This is a genomic window from Corynebacterium sp. KPL2895, from assembly GCF_040225815.1.
Classification (GTDB): Bacteria; Actinomycetota; Actinomycetes; order Mycobacteriales; family Mycobacteriaceae; genus Corynebacterium; species Corynebacterium rhinophilum.
In genome coordinates this window covers 1-16,839 of sequence record NZ_JBEHFY010000022.1, presented here as the reverse complement: position 1 = coordinate 16,839, position 16,839 = coordinate 1, and the positions used below count along the sequence as shown (strand labels likewise).

Genomic DNA, 16,839 nt, shown 5'->3' with positions numbered 1-16,839 from the left:
GGTTTTGAAATGGCTGCTGGATTCGTATCCGTCCCCGTCGTGCCAACTTTTCGTGGGATGTCCAAGGAGTTTTCTGAGCGCCTGGAGAAGCCCGCGAAAAAGTCGGGTGAGGTCGCAGGTAAGGCAATCAGTGACGGGCTTGGCAGCAGCGTTGAAAACCTCGAACGTCAGGTGCGGGCATCGTCGTCGAAGCTGCAGGACCTGGACCGTGCCTACGAGAAGTCCGCGTCGAAGCAGGCTGCGCAGAAAGAAAAGGTGGAGGCCGCGACCCTTAAGCTGCAGGACGCGGAGGAAAAGTACCAGTCTGCGCTGGAAAGCGGCGATAAGGGTCTTTCTGAGCTTGCCAAGGTCAAGGAGGCGAAAGCACGTTTAATTGGTGAGACGGAAAAGCTGGAGCAGGCGGAGATTGATACTCGCGTCGCGGAAGAAAAGCACAAGAACCAGCTTGATGATTTGAATGCAACTTTGGGTAAACTGGGTGATGCTCAAAAAGAGAACGCTAATGGCGCGAAGGAATCGGCCGGCGCTATGCGTGAGGCTGGTGATGCGGCTGGTGATGCGGCGGCTCAGTCTGAGTTGCTGGAGAATTGGCAGCTTAAGGCGGCAGCTGGTTTCACCGCGTTAGCTGGCGGCGCTGTCGTCGCAGGTAAAGCCCTTTTCGATATGGGCTCTCAATTTGATGAAGCATACGACAGTATCCGCGTGGGTACGGGTGCGTCTGGTCAGGCGTTCGATGACCTTAAAGAATCCATGCGCAACGTCGCCACGGAATCTATTGGCGTTGGCTCTGATATGGGTGCTATTGGTGGCACGTTGGCTGACTTGAATACGCGCCTTGGGCTGACCGGGGAGCCGCTGGAAAAGATGACGTCCCAATTCCTGCAGCTACAGAATTTGGGTGTCGATGCGGACATTAATGAAGTGTCTAAGGCGATGAGTGGTTTTGGTGTTGAGGCTAAGGACATGCCGGACGCTCTGGATGAGCTGTTCCAGATTTCCCAGGCCACGGGTTTGACTATTACTGAGCTGTCGAATTCTGCGGTAAAGGCTGGCCCGTCGCTGCGTGGTTTCGGCTTTTCCATGGCTGATTCTGCGGCCTTGGTCGGCCAGATGGATAAGGCCGGTTTGGATGCGGATAAGACGTTACAGTCGATGCAGCGTGCTTTGGCGGGGTTTGCGGCTGAGGGCCGTGACGCGCCGGAAGCATTGAAAGAGACTATTGGGTCTATTGAAGATTTCATTAACGCTGGTGATGAAGCGGCGGCCATTGATATGGCTGCGGGTATTTTCGGCACTCGCGGCGCAGCTCAATTTGTGGATGCAGTGAAAACTGGAACTTTGTCCGTGGAAGATTTCATGGGTGCCACGGGTGCCACGTCGGACACTATCGGCGATTTGGCTGAAGAGACTGCTGATTTTGGCGAAAAGTGGGACCAGTTTAAGAACCAGATTCTGGTTGCTTTGGAACCAGTAGCAACAGAGCTATACAAGAGCCTTGGGCCTGCCTTAGATGTCGTCGCGGAGAAATTCGCATCCTTGGCTAAGTGGATTACCGATAGTCTCATCCCCGCATTTAAAAACTTTGGCGAGTGGGTACAGAAGAACAGCGACTGGCTAACACCTTTGGGCGTTGCTTTGGGCACTTTTGCAGGCTCTATGACTGCCGCAGTCGTTGCGGTGAAAGCCTGGAATGGGGCGATGGGCCTTTACAAAACGGTGACGAAATTAGCTACGGCTGAGACGAAGCTTTTTAACAAGGCTTTGAAGGCGAACGTTATTTTCTTAGTGATTTCTGCGATTGCCGCCCTGGTGGCAGGCCTGACGTGGTTTTTCACGAAGACCGAGACCGGTAAGGAACTCTGGTCCCGATTCATGGACGCACTCAAGTCCGGGTGGGACGCGGTCAAAGACAAAATGTCCGGCTTCTTCGACTGGGCTAAGGGCCTGTGGGATAGCGCAGTTCAGAAATTCGGTGAAGCACGGGAAGCTATGGCGCCCATCATCGAGACAATCCAGGAAATCGCCCAGGTCATCATCGAAAAAGTCATCTCGGCTTTCACCTGGTGGGCCGAGACGGTCTTTAGCGTATTTACTGCGGTGTGGGGCAAGATTTTCGAGTTCTTGGGCTACGTCAAGGATAATTTCTGGCCCGTCATCCAGTCAGTTTTCACCATGCTTGGTGAGCTGCTGTCGAGTGTCTGGAATGGTTTGTCGTGGGCGTGGGAGAATATTATCCAGCCGGTTTTCAACGGCATTTGGCAGCTCGCACAATCCACGATTGGATTCATCGCGGAGCATGTCCTGACGCCGCTGCAGCAGGCGTGGAAGCTGCTGTCTGATGCTATCCAGTGGGCGTGGGAGAACGTGCTGCAGCCTGTGTTCCAGGCTCTCGCGGATTTTGCCACCAACGTGCTGTGGCCTGCGCTTCAGCAGGTGTTTACGTGGATTGGTGACGCCTGGCAGGCCCTGTCGGATGCTTTTTCTGCTGTGTGGGGTTGGATTCGTGACAACGTTTTGCAGCCCATGGTGGGCTTTTTCCAGAACACCCTCTGGCCCGCAATCCAAGATGCGCTTGGTTGGATTGGTGACAAGTGGCAGTGGATGTCGGACACGCTGTCTACTATCGTAAATTGGATTTACGACAACGTAATTATGTTCTACGTCGACGCCCTCAAAACGCTGTGGGACAACGTTCAGCAGGTCATCAACTGGATTGGGGACAAGTGGCAGTGGATGTCCGACCGACTGTCTGACGTGTGGAACTGGATTTACCAGAACGTCATTTTGCGCGCCATCGACGGCTACAAGAACCTCTGGCAGAACTTCCTGGATGTCGTGACGTGGATTAGCGAAAAGTGGGACTGGATGGGAGACCAGCTCCACAAGGGCTGGCTGTGGATTGACCAGAATGTTTTCAGCCCGCTGAAATCCGGCCTGGATACCGTCAAAGATTGGTTTAGGCAGACCGTCGATAATATCGGCCGCATCTGGGACGATATTCGCGACAAAACCCGCAAGCCCGTCGAATTCGTCGTCAACACCGTCTACAACAACGGCATTCGCCGGGCGTGGAACGCTGTTGCCACGCACGTGGGCCTGGACGAGCTGAAAGAAATTAAGTTCGCCTCGGGCGGTATCCTGCCCGGATACACCCCGGGCCGGGACCCGTACAATTTCGTGGACCCGCGAACCGGGATGCGGATTGGACTATCCGGCGGCGAGGCCATCTTGCGGCCGGAAGCCACCCGCGCCCTCGGCAAAGACTGGGTCGACAACGTCAACCGCACCGCCCGCCAAGGTGGTGTGAACGGGGTGCGTAAGCGCCTGGAGCACTCGCACTTCGCGAACGGCGGAATCATCGACCTCGGTAACTTCGCCGGGGGAGGATTCACCAACATTGCGGGCGCCCTATCGCCTGTCCAGGCGGCGCAGGCAAAGTTCGTGTCGAAGTTTTTCCCGGGATTGTTCACATTGACGTCCGCGTCTCGTAGTGAGCCCGGCTCGTATCACGATTTCGGGTCGCAAAAGGCTACGGACTGGCAGGCTGGCGATGGTCAGTATGCGACGCAGATGCCGACGCCGGGGTCGAAAGCTTTGGCGCGGGCTATCTACAAGAACTTCCATAACTCGGCTGAACTTATTCACTACCCACTGGACGGGTGGCAGAACCTGAGCGACGGCGCGGAATACAACTTCGGTGCGGGCACTAACACGCAGCACGGTAACCACGTTCACTGGGCGACGCATTCGCCTATCCGCTTCGACGGTGACGACATCGTCCTCGACGACGTACCTGGTGCAGGCGGGGGCGGCTGGAGCCTAATCAGCGTGGTCAAGGGCCTGTGGGATAAATTCGTCGACAAGATTGGTGATTTCCCCGGGGCCGAGAAATTCGGCGAGTGGGGCAAGCTCCCAGGCGCAATGGCCAAAAAGCTGGTCAGCTCGGCGTGGGAGTTCATCACTGGCAAGGCCGGTGAAAAAGAGGTGGAGTACAACGGTAGCGCCGGTGTGGAGCAGTGGCGCCCAATGGTGGAATCCGTCCTCAAGGCCAAGGGCCAGCCGGTAAGCCTGGCAGATACGGTGCTTCGCCGCATGGACCAGGAGTCCAACGGTAATCCGCATGCGATTAACGATTGGGACTCTAACGCCATGCGAGGCACCCCGTCTAAGGGTTTGATGCAGGTCATTGACCCGACATTTCAGGCGCATAAGGACCCGGGCTATGACGATATTTATGACCCTGAGGCGAACCTTCGTGCGTCGATGAATTACACGATAGCTAGGTATGGCTCTTTGCCTGCTGGCTATAATCAGGCGGGTGGCTACGCCCTCGGTGGTATCGTTGACCTGCCGAAGCTCTATGACCAGGGTGGCTGGCTGCCGCATGGTGGTATGGCGATGAATCAGTCTGGCCGTCCTGAGCCGGTGTTTACGGCGGCTCAGTGGTCGAGTATTTCGGACATGATTCGCGGCGTGGGCGACTTGGTGCCTGCAATTAAGCAGCAAACTGAGGCAATTGCTCGCGCTGTCGATGATGCGCAAGCCTGGATGGCTAAGGCTGGTGACTACAACAGTATTGAGGGGATTAATGCCCGTCAGGGTGTGCGTCGCCTGCTCGACCTTGGCCTGGACCTGCCGGGGTCGGAGGTAATCACGCAGATTCTCGACGCGGAGGATACATTGTGGGATTCTCGTGCTCGTGCTGTTGGGCATGTGCAGAATTTGGCCGATAAGGAAAAGGCCCTGCAGGAGGCCCGTAAGGCCGCTGCAGACCTGGCCGACAAGCCCGCTGGCGTGTCTGAGGGCGACCAGAAGCGGATTGATGATGCGCAAAAGGCACTTGATGATGCTAAGGCTGAGAAGGCTAAGGCTGATTCTGATGATGCCCGCGCTAAGGCCGCTGACAAGGTCACTGAGGCCGAGGGGAAGCTGAAGGAAGTCCGCGAGGAGGTGGATAAGAGCACTGAGGAGAATGCGCAGAAGCACGCCGACGAGGTGACCAAGGCCAATGATGCTGTGGCTAAGGCTGAACAAGAGCTGGTCGCTGCCCGCAAGCAGCAGGCCATGGACTTGGACAACATTGTTTTGGTGTCGCAGTCCCAGGTAAAAGGATTGATTCCGATGGCGGAGCAGTTTGCAGACCAACTCGTGGCTATGGGCGTTCCAGCTGCCGCCGTCGGTGCTGGCCTGGCCCAGGTAACGGGTGGATTGTCTGCTATGGCTGCGTTCGTCGGCCCGGCTGGCATCACCCTCGGTATGGCACTCGACCTACTCAAGGTCGGCATTTCCATCATTAAGGAAATTGTCTCCTTTGTGAAGGAGATAGTCGAGAAGGTCCGGAAGGCTCGCCTCGACGCACTTAAGGCCTTCACCGATGGGTGGGGTGTTGTTGCAGATTATGCGAATCTTGTCCTCGACTTGCAGGGCAGGGTCACGAGCCTGCAGCAGGCGCTGGTGCGTGGCGCTAATGCGCAGCGTGAAGCCGAGTACAACCTTATGTTGGCTCAGCATGACCGCTACATTGCGGAAGCTGAGGGTGCATTAAAGGTGGCTGAGGCCCGCCTGGCTCTGGATGCGGAGATTAAGCGCGGCGCGACCATCGCGCAGCTGAAGCTGATGGGTCTGCATGAAGACTGGGACTCGTACATGGCATACCAGGCGATGAAATCGCAGGGTGCGCTGGAGGAATGGTCTGATGCGGCTATCAGCGCTCTGTACACCTACGAGAAGGCTCGTGCCGAAGCGCTAAAGGGTGAGGTCACCGCCCGCCTGGAGCACATCAAGGCCGAAGCCGCGCTGGCTGCAGCTGCACGCCAAAACCTGCGAAACCAGCAGGATTTGCTAGCGGCGCAGGAGCGACTGATTCGCATGTCCGCGAAAGTCGCCGGTGTAAACCTCGTGGAGGCCACTGGCACTACGCAGGTGGCGAAGCTCATGGCTGAAATGGCGGAGCTTACTCAAGCGATGGATAAAAACACGCTGGGTAGGTGGGGCGCTCGTATGGGCGCTAAAGGCTCACACGCTAACGAGTACCGCGGTCAGGAAGCTAAGCTGGCCGGTCTGCGTGAAGCTTTGGACGCAGTGGTGGAGGAAACCGGGGTCAGTATTGACCGTGGGGACCTTGACCGCACGCTGAAGTTGATGGGTAGGGCTGCCTACCGAGGTGGTAACCCGATGGATGTGCTGCGTGCACGTATGCCACAGCTGGCTAACGCTGAGACCTCCCTGCGTGTTAATGAGGCGTTGAAGCCGGTCTTTGATGCGCGTGACCAACGGCAGGATTTAGAACGACAGATTGAGGATTTAGCGTCTGAGATTGACGTTTATGAAAAATCTGAGCCGCTTGAGCGCACCATCCGGGGGCTTGAGTACACGATTAAGTCACTGGAGCAGTCGGCGAATGCTTTCGCTAAGGGCAATGAGGAATTGCGTGGAGAGTATTTGCGGGCGTCGCAGGCTAATAGTGATGCTGCGGCCGCGGCTGGTGTGGACTGGAAACTGGACAAGCGCTACGCCAATCAGGGTGTGCGTGACCAGATTCGCCGGGAGACGACGATTCACCTGGACGGGGCGAAGATGTACACCGCGGACCAGATTGACCAATTGCTGGCTGAGGTGACGGCTGGCACGAGCGCGGATTACCGTATCGTGCGCTCTGCTAGTGAGGTGGCTACGGCTCGTCGAAAGGAGCGTGTCTAAATGCTGGACGTAACACTGATTACGCCCTTTGGGGATAAATGGCGGCTTACCGGTACTGACCGGGAGTCTGAGGTGCTTGCCCCGTACGGCATGCTGGAGGAGCTGAAAGCCAACGCGTCCAGGTCAGATATTGCGGTGCCCGGTGGTGCCGGTGTGTTGCCGGGGGCGCGTCGTTTTGGGCCGATTCAAGCGGAGCTGGAGTTTTATTTGAAAGCTCGTGAGGGTCGTGACCTGGAGGACGTGTACCGGCGTTTGCGCCAAGGGTGGGCGGCGGCAGATTGGTTGAATCCGTGCGTGCTCAGTATTGAGTCGGATAACCCACTGTCGCCGCTGACGTTTGAGCTCGTCGTCGACGGGGCGTTGCCGGGAGTGCCGGTGGACATGCGGCGGCGTTCCGCTGAGGTTTTGTCGGTGCCGGTTGTGTGCGCGGCCGGGGTTGCGAAATCGTCACTGATGACCGGCACTAATACTGTCACAGTGACGAATCACGGTGATGTTCCAGTATGGCCAATAATCCGCTACGAGGGTGCCGGTGGGGTGGTCACAACCCCATCGTCGGCGACTTTTACGCTTCCGGCCGTGGAGTCGGAAGCGATAGTGGATTTGAACCCGATGAATCTCCGCCTGGACGGTGCTTTCCCCGAAAGTGTCCCGCCCGGCGGTGAGGGCGTGTGGAAGCTACCCGCGGGCGCTCAGCTTGAGTGGACCATTGGTGTCGCTGACCCGTGGAGCTAGGTAAAAGGGGCCTAAAGCATGTGGAGGTGTGGCCCCGCCTCCCCTTATTTTTTAACTGAATTTTTTGTGAGGTGTGAGCATGACCGATTGGGACTCGTGGCAAAAGACCGTCAACCACACAGTGAGGACACAAGGGCGCTGGTATGGCATCGGTGATGCTGATGGCGCGCCGCTTTTTACTTTGCCGATGCCGTCGGAGCATGACACCCCAGAGCAGTGGATGGACGCGGCTGATTTGCAGATGACATTCCCTGCGCGTGACCAGCATGGGCGCCCCAACCGCGTCACAGAACTGCTACTCACGTCGGCGATTGATGATTTCGACCCGTCCGGCCAGCTGCCTACCGCTGAGGGCGATTACATGCTGCTCGCGGCATTCCCCGGCAAGAACGGCACGGTAGTGCGCCGCGGTGGCGCAATTGTGCACGCCGTCGGCAACGACCCCACCAATGACGGCGTGCCAGCAGAAATCACGATTAATGCGCTGAACCTGATGGACGTGTGGCACACGGTACCGGCGGTGTCGTGGCCTGCGGCGTGGTGGAAAGCTGAGCCGTACGAGGCAGAGTCCGACGAGTCTGGCCTGGAGTACAAGAAGCCGCGGTATATGGCGCGGGTGGAGTTGGCGACGCGGCCGATGTTTGTGTGGAAAAACGGGCCTGCCGCTTTCGTCATCCGCCGCCTGGCCCAAGAATCCTTGGACGCGGCGATGCGTACCCAAGCGGACCCCGATGGCACAAAGTGGGTTGATGACCCGTACCACGTGGTTGAGGTGCCGGAGTTGGATACGTCGGCGGAAATCAGCCTGGAGGCCCGCGATGGTTTCTTGTGGGAGACGGTGAGTGGTCAGGCTGAGAACGCTGGCGTGATTTTGGGGGCGTATTTGTGGTGGCCGGGCGATGCGCCGGTGCGGTGCTGGAGCCAGGCCACGTCGGATATGAATCCGCGAGATGTGGACATTACCCCGTCGGAAGGCTCGTCGTCTCGTACTTTGTCGTATCGAAGTTTTGAGCATGCGATGACCGTCATGACGGTAAAGGAGGTGGCGTAAATGCCTATACCGTATTTTGTCGCCGATTCCGCCCAAGTGACTGTGCTGCGGTCGCTCGCGTCAACCGCGTTCGGGAAATACAACCTCACGCTGCCTGAGGGTGTGAACCTGGAGGACGTGTACGAGGTCGCCGCCCCGGGCAATGAGCTCGCCTACGTGTCCTCATTGGGGCCGCGTAAGCGCGTTGGCGGAATGTTCCGCCGGTTCGTGCGCGCTGACGTGGACATCACCGCCAAAGGTGAGGGTGCTACGCCGGCGTCGAACGTGGAGCGTGTCCTGGACGAAGCGGCTCAGCGTACCTCGGGTGATTTTTTCCTCGAGTCGGACATTAGCCTGGCCGGTCTTGGACCATGGCGCCCTTTTCAAGATTTCGTTGTGGGCGATGTCGCGAATGTGGAGATTTGGGGGCGTGTGGTGCAGCTGCGCGTGACCCGGATTGAGCCGAAGCGCACTGAGCATTCGGATACGGATTGGTCTGTGCACGTCGGTGGACAATTGGTGTCTGATGCTGATGCTCGCTTGGCTGAGAATGCGGATATTTATAAGGCCGTGGTGGACGACCGGCGTGACTTGGCGGGGTTGGATGCAAAGATTCAGGCTGAGACAAGTAATCGTAAAGAGGCGATTAGTGCTGAGTCATCAGCGCGTCAGGCTGATGTGGAGTCGGTGCGTGGTGTTTTGACGGGTGGGGGTGAGCAGCAGCGGGATTTGCTCGCGTCGTTGGAGGGGCTTAACAGACAGCTTCGGCGTAATGGTGAGGAACCCGCCCCTGGCCTTATCCCGGCTTATTTGCAGATGAATACGCAATTGTGGAGGGTGCAGCAGGAAACGAATGAGGCCCTGCGGCGCTCTGACGAGGCTCTGAAAAAGGGGCAGGAGGCGAATACGAATCTGATTGAGACGAATCGTCGCCGCCAGCAGGAAATCCAGGCCAACCAATCACGGTTGGAGGACCAGGCGCGACGATTGGATAACGTCGTCGCGGACGTGCAGCGCCGCCAGCCGCAGTTCATTGCTTTTGGTAGCGGCGGGGGCGTGAACATGCTGGGCACTATTGAAATTCGGCGCGGCAATATTTATTTCGAGAAGGTGGGGAATTGGTCTGGGAATGTGGCTATTTTTGCGTGGGTTGATGCGCTGATTCCGTATCCGGTTTCGTCGCAGATTTCTTTGGGGTTGCGGGAGCGTGAGAAAGAGTTTCGCGTGGGTACTTTTGAGTCGGTGAAGGCTGGTTTGGCGATTATTGTCCCTGATTAAGGAGAGTTTTGTATGGCTACTGTGAGTGGAAGTCTTGTTTTTGTGTCGTCTCGTGCGGCGCAGGTTAGTGAGGTGTGGCTGCACGCCCGTGAGGTGCGTACCCATGATTCTGGTGTGGTGACGACGGGGAATGACCGTTTCCCCGTGCAGGACGGGCAGGTGGAGTTTACGGCTCTGCCTGGCCCCGCCGTGCTGGCTTTGATTTCGCAGGGTAGGGCTGTGGATACGATTCCTATCGTGGTCGGGGAGTCTGAGGCTCAGTCTTTGCGGAATGTGGTGCGCGCCGCCCAGGTGGTGGACGAGGCTGCGTCGCGTGAGATTGAGCGTTTGTCGGCTGAGATGATGGAGGCGCTGGACTCTGCGCGGGAGGAGGCTAGTGCCGCCCAGGGTCATGCTGAGACGGCGGAGGGCCACGCGGCTGCGGCTGGGGAGCAGGTGTCGTTGGCTCGGGGGCAGGCTGAGGCTGCGTCCGCGTCGGCTGATACGGCCCGTGAGCAGGCCTCGCAAGCAGAGGGGCATGCGTCTCGGGCGCAGCAGTCTGCCGAGGAATCAGGGCGTTCTGCTGACCGTGCTGAGGGGGCGCGGGGTGAGGCCCGCACGGCGTGGGATGGTGCGAAGGAAGCCCGCGATGCCGCCGAGGGGCACGCCAGCACGGCTGAGGGGCATGCCACTAAGGCCGCATCCTCGGCTAATGACGCTCAGGGTGCCGCCGGGCGCGCCGACACCTCGGCCCAGCAGGTGCGTGAAATTGCAGAATCCACCCGGTGGGATGGCGACCAGGTCACCGTCAACGGCAAGCAGTCCCCGCATCTGACTGGCCCGCGGGGGCCACAGGGCCCACCAGGTAGGGCGGAAAATATTAACCTCGACCAATACGCCAGGCTGGACGATCTGGACGAGCGATTTGCATCCTACAAGCCGAAGACCACCAATATCATCGGGGATAAGGAAAAACCTGGGGTGCCTATCGCCGCCGGTAGCAATGGATTCCTCGCTATTGCAGGCAATATCAGTATGCTGAAAGACTCTAAAATTTTCCTGAATAATCCGAGTAATATTCGGGCGATGAACCCGCCTGAATCCTATAGTGACGTGGCCAACAAATCCTACGTAGACGAGCAGGTGGGTGCGGTGCGTGACCGTGTAGGGGCTTTGGAATCCGGCGGCGGTGGCAGCAGCATCTGGACGGGCACTAAGGCGGAGTATGACCGCATTGGCCGTAAAGACCCGAACACGCTTTATATCGTGAGGTAACCCCATGCCACTAGTGAATCAGTCTGACATTACGGACGTACGCCTAGGCACCGTAGAAGCGGGGGCGCTGCTTTCAGGCGACAAACTCATCTGGAACCGCAGGGCACAATACACCCACAATCGCCCCGGTAGATACACCATCGACGTGCCCACGTGGGCCACATTCATGACCTACATCCTCGTCGGCGCTGGCGCGGGTGGCAGCGTAGGGTCTGATACCAATTACGGTAGCGGCGGCGCGGCCGGTAAGGCCGAGATGGGCGGCGTAGAAATCATCCCCGGCTCCAGCATCACCATCAACGTCCCTGCAGGTGCCAGGGGAGGGACTGCATCCCAATCGCCCGGGAAGGGAAGCCTAGCATCCATTTCGTACAGGAAATCCGTTTCATCACGCACATCGCTCACTGCTCTAGGTGGTAGGGCTCAGGCTGAGGGATTAGCTGGAGAAGCCGCCTTGCATCTACAGCCGAATTCCTCCCCATATTTAGCTGCGCATCTCGACGACCCAAACGGTGAATTCACCCTATCTGTCGCAGGTAGATCGCCGGGCGAGTTGGGTCGTGTGGGTGGTGGAGGTGCCGGTGGTCAGCGAGGTAGCCGCTTCACCTCGGCTGGTGACGGCGGTGCCGGTGGTGACGGTTACGCCCAGGTTGTGTTTTTTGGGGTAGACCCACTCATAGAGAAGATTTAATTGGAGGAAATTATGGAAAAGATTAAACTGGAAATTCAGCAGCTAGACGAGCAGGGTTTTGCGGAGCTACGGCGCTGGATTTTCGACGACGAGGTGCAGCGCCGCCAGGCACTGCCCGCCGTGCAGGAAGCCGAAGTGGAGCTTATCAAGGACCTGGCGGCGCAGGGTGAAATCACCCGCCCGGAGGTGGCGACTGAGGAAGCCGCAATCAACGGTAATGGAGTTGTCTATGAGTGGCGTGACCCACAAGCCCGTAAGCACAAGGCCTACATGCGCGGTGATGCGGTACTGGACGATGGCCGTATCTACATCAACCGTGCTGGTGGTCTGAATTACGCCCGGCCGTCCGCCCCGGATTCCGGGTGGGAGGTGTACAACCCGCCCAAGGAGGATGCGGTTCCGGAGGCGGAAGCGCCAGAGGAGGCACCAGCACCGGCTGCACCGGCGTGGCGAGAACCCCAGTCCAAGACCGAGCTCTACCCCGCAGGGGCGAAAGTCACCCACCAGGGTAAAATCTGGCGCTCCACCACTGATGGCAACCGCGTCGAACCCGGAACCGGCGACAGCTGGGAAGAAACCAGCGAATAACCCCAACCAACCAGCCCTGACCGCTACCCGGTCGGGGCTAATTTTTATGCCAAAAGGCAGGTGAAAAATGAAGAATTTTTACAATCTCGAATCCGACGAAGTGCGGCTGATGAATAAACATTTCACCCCAGGCCGTAATGGCCAGCGGGTGCAGTGTGTGGTCATTCACCACAACGCGGGTGTTTTGTCCATTAAGCAGATTTGGGACGTGTGGCAGTCCCGCGCTGCGTCAGCTCATTTCCAGACTGAATCCGGCGGCCGTATCGGCCAGCTCGTGTGGGACCGCGATTGTGCTTGGCACGCGGCTAATTCGTGGATTAATCAAACCTCGATTGGTATTGAGGTCAGTAATTCCGCCGGGCCTAATCAGGACTGGCCTATCACTGATACGGCTGTAATCCAAGCGGCCCGCCTGGCCGCTGCGGTGTGCTGGCACTTCAAGCTCGGCCGCCCCGTCGCCGGTAAGAATGTGCGCTGGCACCACGAATTCACTGGCACATCATGCCCCTACCACCTGGCACCAGGCGGTAAATACCACCGGCGTTTCATGGACGAGGCGCACCGATTCTACGACCTCATGGCCGCCGGAGCAATCCACCCCAACGGCACACTCAAGCAACCTGGCGCGCCCGCGCCCCAACCTCGAAAGGAGCCAGCCGACGTGCTGACCATCAAATATTTCACTGATTTCATCACGGGCTTTATCGGCCCCATCATCTCGGACGTGAAAGACATCCGTGAGCAAATCACCGGAGCAGGCGGCCGCGACGGCGGGAAATACCCCGGCTGGTCCATCAGCGAGCTCGTACGCAATTACCAGCACAAGCCCGGTGACCATGGCACCATGCCTGAAATGCTGGCGGTGGCATTGACTGAGCTGGAGAAAATGCGCACCGACCTCGACGAAATCAAAAAGAACGGAGCCCAAAAATAATGGCCACTGAAATTCAAGATTCCGTAGCTAACGCGCTGCGCGCCCAATCCTGGTTTGTCCGTCGCAAGGACACCATCGCCGCCGTGGCGGGCACTATCTTGCAGCTGCTTAACCTGCTGCTTTTCGTCACCGCTGGTGCTCCCGAGTGGGTCAACGCGGTCATCGCCGTATCCATCGGCATCGCTCAAACCCTGGTACACGCTGCCACGCCGGGGGCGATTACCCCGTCCATGGCAACCCGTTTGGAAAAAGCCGCCCTCGAGCCCGCCCCCGTCACTGCGGAGACTACCGCCTACTCAGCAGGCGAGGAAGCAGCCCGCCTAGCTGGTGAAGCCGTCCCCAACCATCACGACCCAGAGCACGCCCAGGCTGCGTACCCGCCGGTGCATAGTCACGGACGCGGCGAATAGGGAGGTGGCCGCCATGGGTAAAACCACCCTTGACTGTATTTTCACCCCACTGCACCGCAACCTGCCGCGTATCATCGCTGGGGTCTGGTGCGCTTGGTCCTGGGGAATGGTACTCGCCTACATCGACGGCGCACCAAACCAACTCATCGCCCTGGAGCGGTCCGTGCCGTTTCAGCTGTGGATACTCTGGCTCATTGCCACCGCATTCCTCACTCTCGGCACTGCACTGCCCCTACGTGGTAGGTATCAGCGGGTCTCCAGGTGTGCGAGGATATACGGGCTGACCATGGTGACCGTGATGCTGATGCTGTGGAGCGTGGCGTTTTTCACCGCCGACATGTCACGCGGCTGGGTGAGCGCAAAAACTACCTCCTACTAGCGTTCTTTTCGGTCTTCACCTCGTATTTCATCGCCCGCGATAGGCCATCGCCGGTGCATAATCTCGTAGAGGGGAGGCCCATTGAATGACCTCAATCCCAACCGAAATATGGGTCGGTCTCATCACCCTCGGCGGCGTCATCATCACGGTCATCATCAACCGCCAATCCAGCCGCGATGAAACGAAGGTCAAAACCGTCACCACGCATATCCAATCCCTGGACAAGCAGGTCACAGACCTACGTGGTGTAGTCGACAAGCACGACCGCCAGATTGAGTACCTCAAGCACCATAATTGGGAGCTCAAGCGAGAATTGGGTCATGCTACTGACCATGCGATTGCCGTGGCGAGCTGGAACCGTCAGGGGCGTGTAGGTGAAGTGCCGGCCACCAGCAGGATTGATTATTGGAAGAAGATTCTAGATAAGCCGATGATGCCAGAGGACTAGTCAGGCCCCCGCCCCGTGTAAGGGTGGGGGCCTTTTTCGTCGTTTTACAGGGCGTGGGAGGCGACTACAGCCCAGAAGTCAGCGTCCGGGTCGACGTAGAACTCTGGGTCAGCAACGGTGCCGCTGGAGATAATCAGCTCGTCGATGATAGCGTCCACATCGTGCTGGGCGGCGTACTCACCAAGCGGGGTGATGATTTCGAACTGGACTGCATCGTTGAAGCGTGCGTAGGTTTTCATGTTCGGACTTCTTTCCGTGTTTGCGGCCTCTTCCAGGGGCTTTCCCCTTGCCGTCTGTCTCTATTATATGTCATAAATTACGACATGGCAAGTCGATTTTACATCTTTTTCCACCGCGCCACCGTCGATTGGGTACGGCCTACTGCCTGGGCGATGCGGTACTGGGTGATGCCGTCGGCGAGTGCGGCGCGGGTAGCGGCGGCACGCCGCGCTTTCAACTCCTCCAGCGAGGCTTCCACTTGGGTGATTTCCTCGTCCAGGCGCAGAATCTCACTTAAGCGGTCGCGCATTCTGCACCTCGCGCATTCTTGAGCTGGATAATTATTTTGCGGCACACGCGGTACAGCTCGAAATTGTCGAGCATGTCCGCGGGGAAAAGGGTGAGTGCTTGGTCTGCCGCAATTACTGCGTCGTCTTGTACGCGACGCTCGAAAGCGGTCGGGGCATTGGCATCGCGGTTGAAGAGCTCTTCGGCGCGCTCTTCGACTGCCTGCCACAAGTCCATGTCGATGGCCGCTTCGTAGCCTTTGCCGTCGAGTGCGTCGGTGTAGTCGGCGATGATGGCGCTGACCTGCGCGGCGCGGAAGCGGAGGTAGTAGGCGACGGCGCGGTGTGCAGCAGCATTGAGTGCGGCAGGCTCGAAGTTCTCTTCATTGTCCAGGCCTGCGGTGGTGTTGTCTTCGATGCGCTCGGCGACCTGGGCGCGGTTGTCCTCAATCCACGTATTCAGCTCGGCCATGACGCCGCGACCAACGAGGGTGAAAGTCTGGTCCAGGTTAGTAGCCAGGGCTGGGTGGCGACCGTTTTTCAGGGTGTCGATGAGGGCGCTTGCTTCGGCGGTGGTGAGCTCGTCCAGGTCGCAGGTTGCGGCGTGGTTGTGTTGCTCGACGAGGGTGTCAATCCATGCGGTGACCTGTTCGGTGGGGAGGATGTCGCCGTTGAATGCTGCTGCGTTGACGATGAAGGTGACGTTGTCGTTGAGTTGCTGGCGGGTGCGGCGGGTGATTGGGGTGAAGTCTTCGCGGAGGGTGGTGATGAATTTTGCTTGTGCTGGGGTGGTCATTGTTTTTCCTTTCTCTTTCTTACACTCTTAATACTACACAATACGTAGTACTATGTCAAGCGTAGTAATAGGGTAAAGAAAAACCCCGCTAACGCGGGGAAAGTGAGAACAGCATCAGCACCTAAGCACTGACGTCGGCTCAACCCTGCAAATGCAGGGAAATTAAGAGAAATATTAGCGCTTAAGCACTAACATCGGCTCAACCCCGCCAACGCGGGGACACCACAGACTCTATATCACTACGGCGCGGCAAGCAACTCGTAATCAAAATCGCACTGCTCCAACGCCATGCAAATATGCCCAAGCAGCGCCGTATGCTCACTAGCGCTCATGCCCTGCCGCTCGAAAGCGGTCGCATCATCGCGGTATGAGATAAGCCGGATAGGCTCACCGCTCTCGGCCAGGTCGATAACATCACCGACCCGGTCGGCCACCAGGGCCCATTTATCCAGTAGCCACGCCTGCACATCAGCCGGAGGCTCATGCGAGACCTCCCAACGCTGCGCGGTACGCAGGGCAACCTTATTGGCGCGGGCCACATCCTGCGCAGACAGGCCAAGCGAGTTGCGCAGGACACGAAATTCAGCGGGGGTCAATTAAGCCGCCTCCTTGATGGACTGGCCAACCCAATTCCACATGAAGTCACGCGAAAAAGTCTCACCTTTTTCGCCCGTGGTGCGTGCCACGACCGTGCGGTCGCCGTCGCGCAGGGTGAGCGTGTGCGGGCCGTCCTGGACGCGGGAGATGAGGCGGTAGGTGAATACGCCGTCGACAATGACATCAGCGGCCATTTGGGTGTGATTGGTGGAAGTTGCGTTAGCGATTACAAAAGACATGTTCGGACTTCTTTCCGTGTTTGCGGCCTCTTCCAGGGGCTTTCCCCTTGCCGTCTGTCTCTATTATATGTCATAAATTACGACATGGCAAGTTGGGGAGTGGCGTGAATCTGTCCCGCAAAATCCCGCAAAAATCCCGCAATTCGCCCGGGATCCACTGGAATTACCGGAATTATCGGACATATCGAAACGCTGTGAACAGCACAAACAAACAACCCACAGGCCACAAAACCGGTGCGACCTCATCATCAGCAT

General features: G+C 58.1%; 16 protein-coding genes. 11 read left to right on the top strand and 5 right to left on the bottom strand.

The genetic code is table 11. From position 1 onward, the window contains the following. Positions 1-9 precede the first annotated feature (9 nt). The 11 genes from ABRP95_RS09645 to ABRP95_RS09595 all read left to right on the top strand — a co-directional run bounded on the left by ABRP95_RS09645 (position 10) and on the right by ABRP95_RS09595 (position 14,446). On the top strand, positions 10-6,699 hold the full coding sequence (locus tag ABRP95_RS09645; RefSeq protein ID WP_349839308.1) for a phage tail tape measure protein: 6,690 nt from the start codon (positions 10-12) through the stop codon (positions 6,697-6,699). Further along, entirely contained in the window at positions 6,700-7,434 is a 735-nt protein-coding gene (locus tag ABRP95_RS09640; RefSeq protein WP_349839307.1) for a hypothetical protein, read from the top strand. A gap of 79 nt (positions 7,435-7,513) precedes the next feature. Then, complete coding sequence (locus ABRP95_RS09635; protein WP_349839306.1) at positions 7,514-8,485, top strand: hypothetical protein; 972 nt, start codon at positions 7,514-7,516, stop codon at positions 8,483-8,485. Next, positions 8,486-9,742, top strand: coding sequence for a hypothetical protein (locus ABRP95_RS09630; RefSeq protein ID WP_349839305.1), 1,257 nt, complete (start codon positions 8,486-8,488; stop codon positions 9,740-9,742). A 12-nt stretch (positions 9,743-9,754) separates the two neighbouring features. Further along, a complete protein-coding gene (locus ABRP95_RS09625; RefSeq protein WP_349839304.1) occupies positions 9,755-10,996 on the top strand; it encodes a phage upper tail fiber protein in 1,242 nt (413 codons plus the stop codon). 4 nt (positions 10,997-11,000) lie between these two features. Continuing rightward, positions 11,001-11,687, top strand: a complete 687-nt coding sequence (locus tag ABRP95_RS09620; RefSeq protein ID WP_349839303.1) for a glycine-rich domain-containing protein — start codon at positions 11,001-11,003, stop codon at positions 11,685-11,687. A 12-nt stretch (positions 11,688-11,699) separates the two neighbouring features. Next, positions 11,700-12,275 carry a hypothetical protein gene (locus tag ABRP95_RS09615; RefSeq protein ID WP_349839302.1) on the top strand — a complete coding sequence of 192 codons (576 nt, stop codon included), beginning with the start codon at positions 11,700-11,702 and terminating at the stop codon, positions 12,273-12,275. Positions 12,276-12,342: 67 nt separating this feature from the next. After that, positions 12,343-13,209, top strand: coding sequence for a peptidoglycan recognition protein family protein (locus ABRP95_RS09610; protein WP_349839301.1), 867 nt, complete (start codon positions 12,343-12,345; stop codon positions 13,207-13,209). Next, entirely contained in the window at positions 13,209-13,619 is a 411-nt protein-coding gene (locus ABRP95_RS09605; protein ID WP_349839300.1) for a hypothetical protein, read from the top strand. The genes ABRP95_RS09610 and ABRP95_RS09605 overlap by 1 nt, the downstream gene beginning before the upstream one ends. A gap of 13 nt (positions 13,620-13,632) precedes the next feature. Then, positions 13,633-13,998 (top strand): hypothetical protein, encoded by a 366-nt coding sequence (locus ABRP95_RS09600; RefSeq protein ID WP_349839299.1) that lies wholly within the window; start codon positions 13,633-13,635, stop codon positions 13,996-13,998. Positions 13,999-14,083: 85 nt separating this feature from the next. Beyond that, positions 14,084-14,446 carry an MlaD family protein gene (locus ABRP95_RS09595; RefSeq protein WP_349839298.1) on the top strand — a complete coding sequence of 121 codons (363 nt, stop codon included), beginning with the start codon at positions 14,084-14,086 and terminating at the stop codon, positions 14,444-14,446. Positions 14,447-14,490: 44 nt separating this feature from the next. Here ABRP95_RS09595 and ABRP95_RS09590 read toward each other — a convergent pair whose 3' ends face one another. The 5 genes from ABRP95_RS09590 to ABRP95_RS09570 all read right to left on the bottom strand — a co-directional run bounded on the left by ABRP95_RS09590 (position 14,491) and on the right by ABRP95_RS09570 (position 16,584). Then, on the bottom strand, positions 14,491-14,685 hold the full coding sequence (locus tag ABRP95_RS09590; RefSeq protein WP_349839297.1) for a hypothetical protein: 195 nt from the start codon (positions 14,683-14,685) through the stop codon (positions 14,491-14,493). Between the two features lie 98 nt (positions 14,686-14,783). Then, positions 14,784-14,975 (bottom strand): helix-turn-helix domain-containing protein, encoded by a 192-nt coding sequence (locus ABRP95_RS09585; protein ID WP_349839296.1) that lies wholly within the window; start codon positions 14,973-14,975, stop codon positions 14,784-14,786. Continuing rightward, complete coding sequence (locus ABRP95_RS09580) at positions 14,960-15,748, bottom strand: hypothetical protein (RefSeq protein ID WP_349839295.1); 789 nt, start codon at positions 15,746-15,748, stop codon at positions 14,960-14,962. The genes ABRP95_RS09585 and ABRP95_RS09580 overlap by 16 nt, the downstream gene beginning before the upstream one ends. Before the next feature lie 239 nt (positions 15,749-15,987). Further along, entirely contained in the window at positions 15,988-16,344 is a 357-nt protein-coding gene (locus tag ABRP95_RS09575) for a helix-turn-helix domain-containing protein (protein WP_349839294.1), read from the bottom strand. After that, positions 16,345-16,584 (bottom strand): hypothetical protein, encoded by a 240-nt coding sequence (locus tag ABRP95_RS09570; protein ID WP_349839293.1) that lies wholly within the window; start codon positions 16,582-16,584, stop codon positions 16,345-16,347. Between the last annotated feature and the right edge of the window lie 255 nt (positions 16,585-16,839).

Bases quoted from the DNA above. Each gene is read 5' to 3' on its own strand.
- ABRP95_RS09645 (WP_349839308.1), top strand. From the start codon at position 10: ATGGCTGCTGGATTCGTATCCGTCCCCGTCGTGCCAACTTTTCGTGGG.
- ABRP95_RS09640 (WP_349839307.1), top strand. From the start codon at position 6,700: ATGCTGGACGTAACACTGATTACGCCCTTTGGGGATAAATGGCGGCTT.
- ABRP95_RS09635 (WP_349839306.1), top strand. From the start codon at position 7,514: ATGACCGATTGGGACTCGTGGCAAAAGACCGTCAACCACACAGTGAGG.
- ABRP95_RS09630 (WP_349839305.1), top strand. From the start codon at position 8,486: ATGCCTATACCGTATTTTGTCGCCGATTCCGCCCAAGTGACTGTGCTG.
- ABRP95_RS09625 (WP_349839304.1), top strand. From the start codon at position 9,755: ATGGCTACTGTGAGTGGAAGTCTTGTTTTTGTGTCGTCTCGTGCGGCG.
- ABRP95_RS09620 (WP_349839303.1), top strand. From the start codon at position 11,001: ATGCCACTAGTGAATCAGTCTGACATTACGGACGTACGCCTAGGCACC.
- ABRP95_RS09615 (WP_349839302.1), top strand. From the start codon at position 11,700: ATGGAAAAGATTAAACTGGAAATTCAGCAGCTAGACGAGCAGGGTTTT.
- ABRP95_RS09610 (WP_349839301.1), top strand. From the start codon at position 12,343: ATGAAGAATTTTTACAATCTCGAATCCGACGAAGTGCGGCTGATGAAT.
- ABRP95_RS09605 (WP_349839300.1), top strand. From the start codon at position 13,209: ATGGCCACTGAAATTCAAGATTCCGTAGCTAACGCGCTGCGCGCCCAA.
- ABRP95_RS09600 (WP_349839299.1), top strand. From the start codon at position 13,633: ATGGGTAAAACCACCCTTGACTGTATTTTCACCCCACTGCACCGCAAC.
- ABRP95_RS09595 (WP_349839298.1), top strand. From the start codon at position 14,084: ATGACCTCAATCCCAACCGAAATATGGGTCGGTCTCATCACCCTCGGC.
- ABRP95_RS09590 (WP_349839297.1), bottom strand. From the start codon at position 14,685: ATGAAAACCTACGCACGCTTCAACGATGCAGTCCAGTTCGAAATCATC.
- ABRP95_RS09585 (WP_349839296.1), bottom strand. From the start codon at position 14,975: ATGCGCGACCGCTTAAGTGAGATTCTGCGCCTGGACGAGGAAATCACC.
- ABRP95_RS09580 (WP_349839295.1), bottom strand. From the start codon at position 15,748: ATGACCACCCCAGCACAAGCAAAATTCATCACCACCCTCCGCGAAGAC.
- ABRP95_RS09570 (WP_349839293.1), bottom strand. From the start codon at position 16,584: ATGTCTTTTGTAATCGCTAACGCAACTTCCACCAATCACACCCAAATG.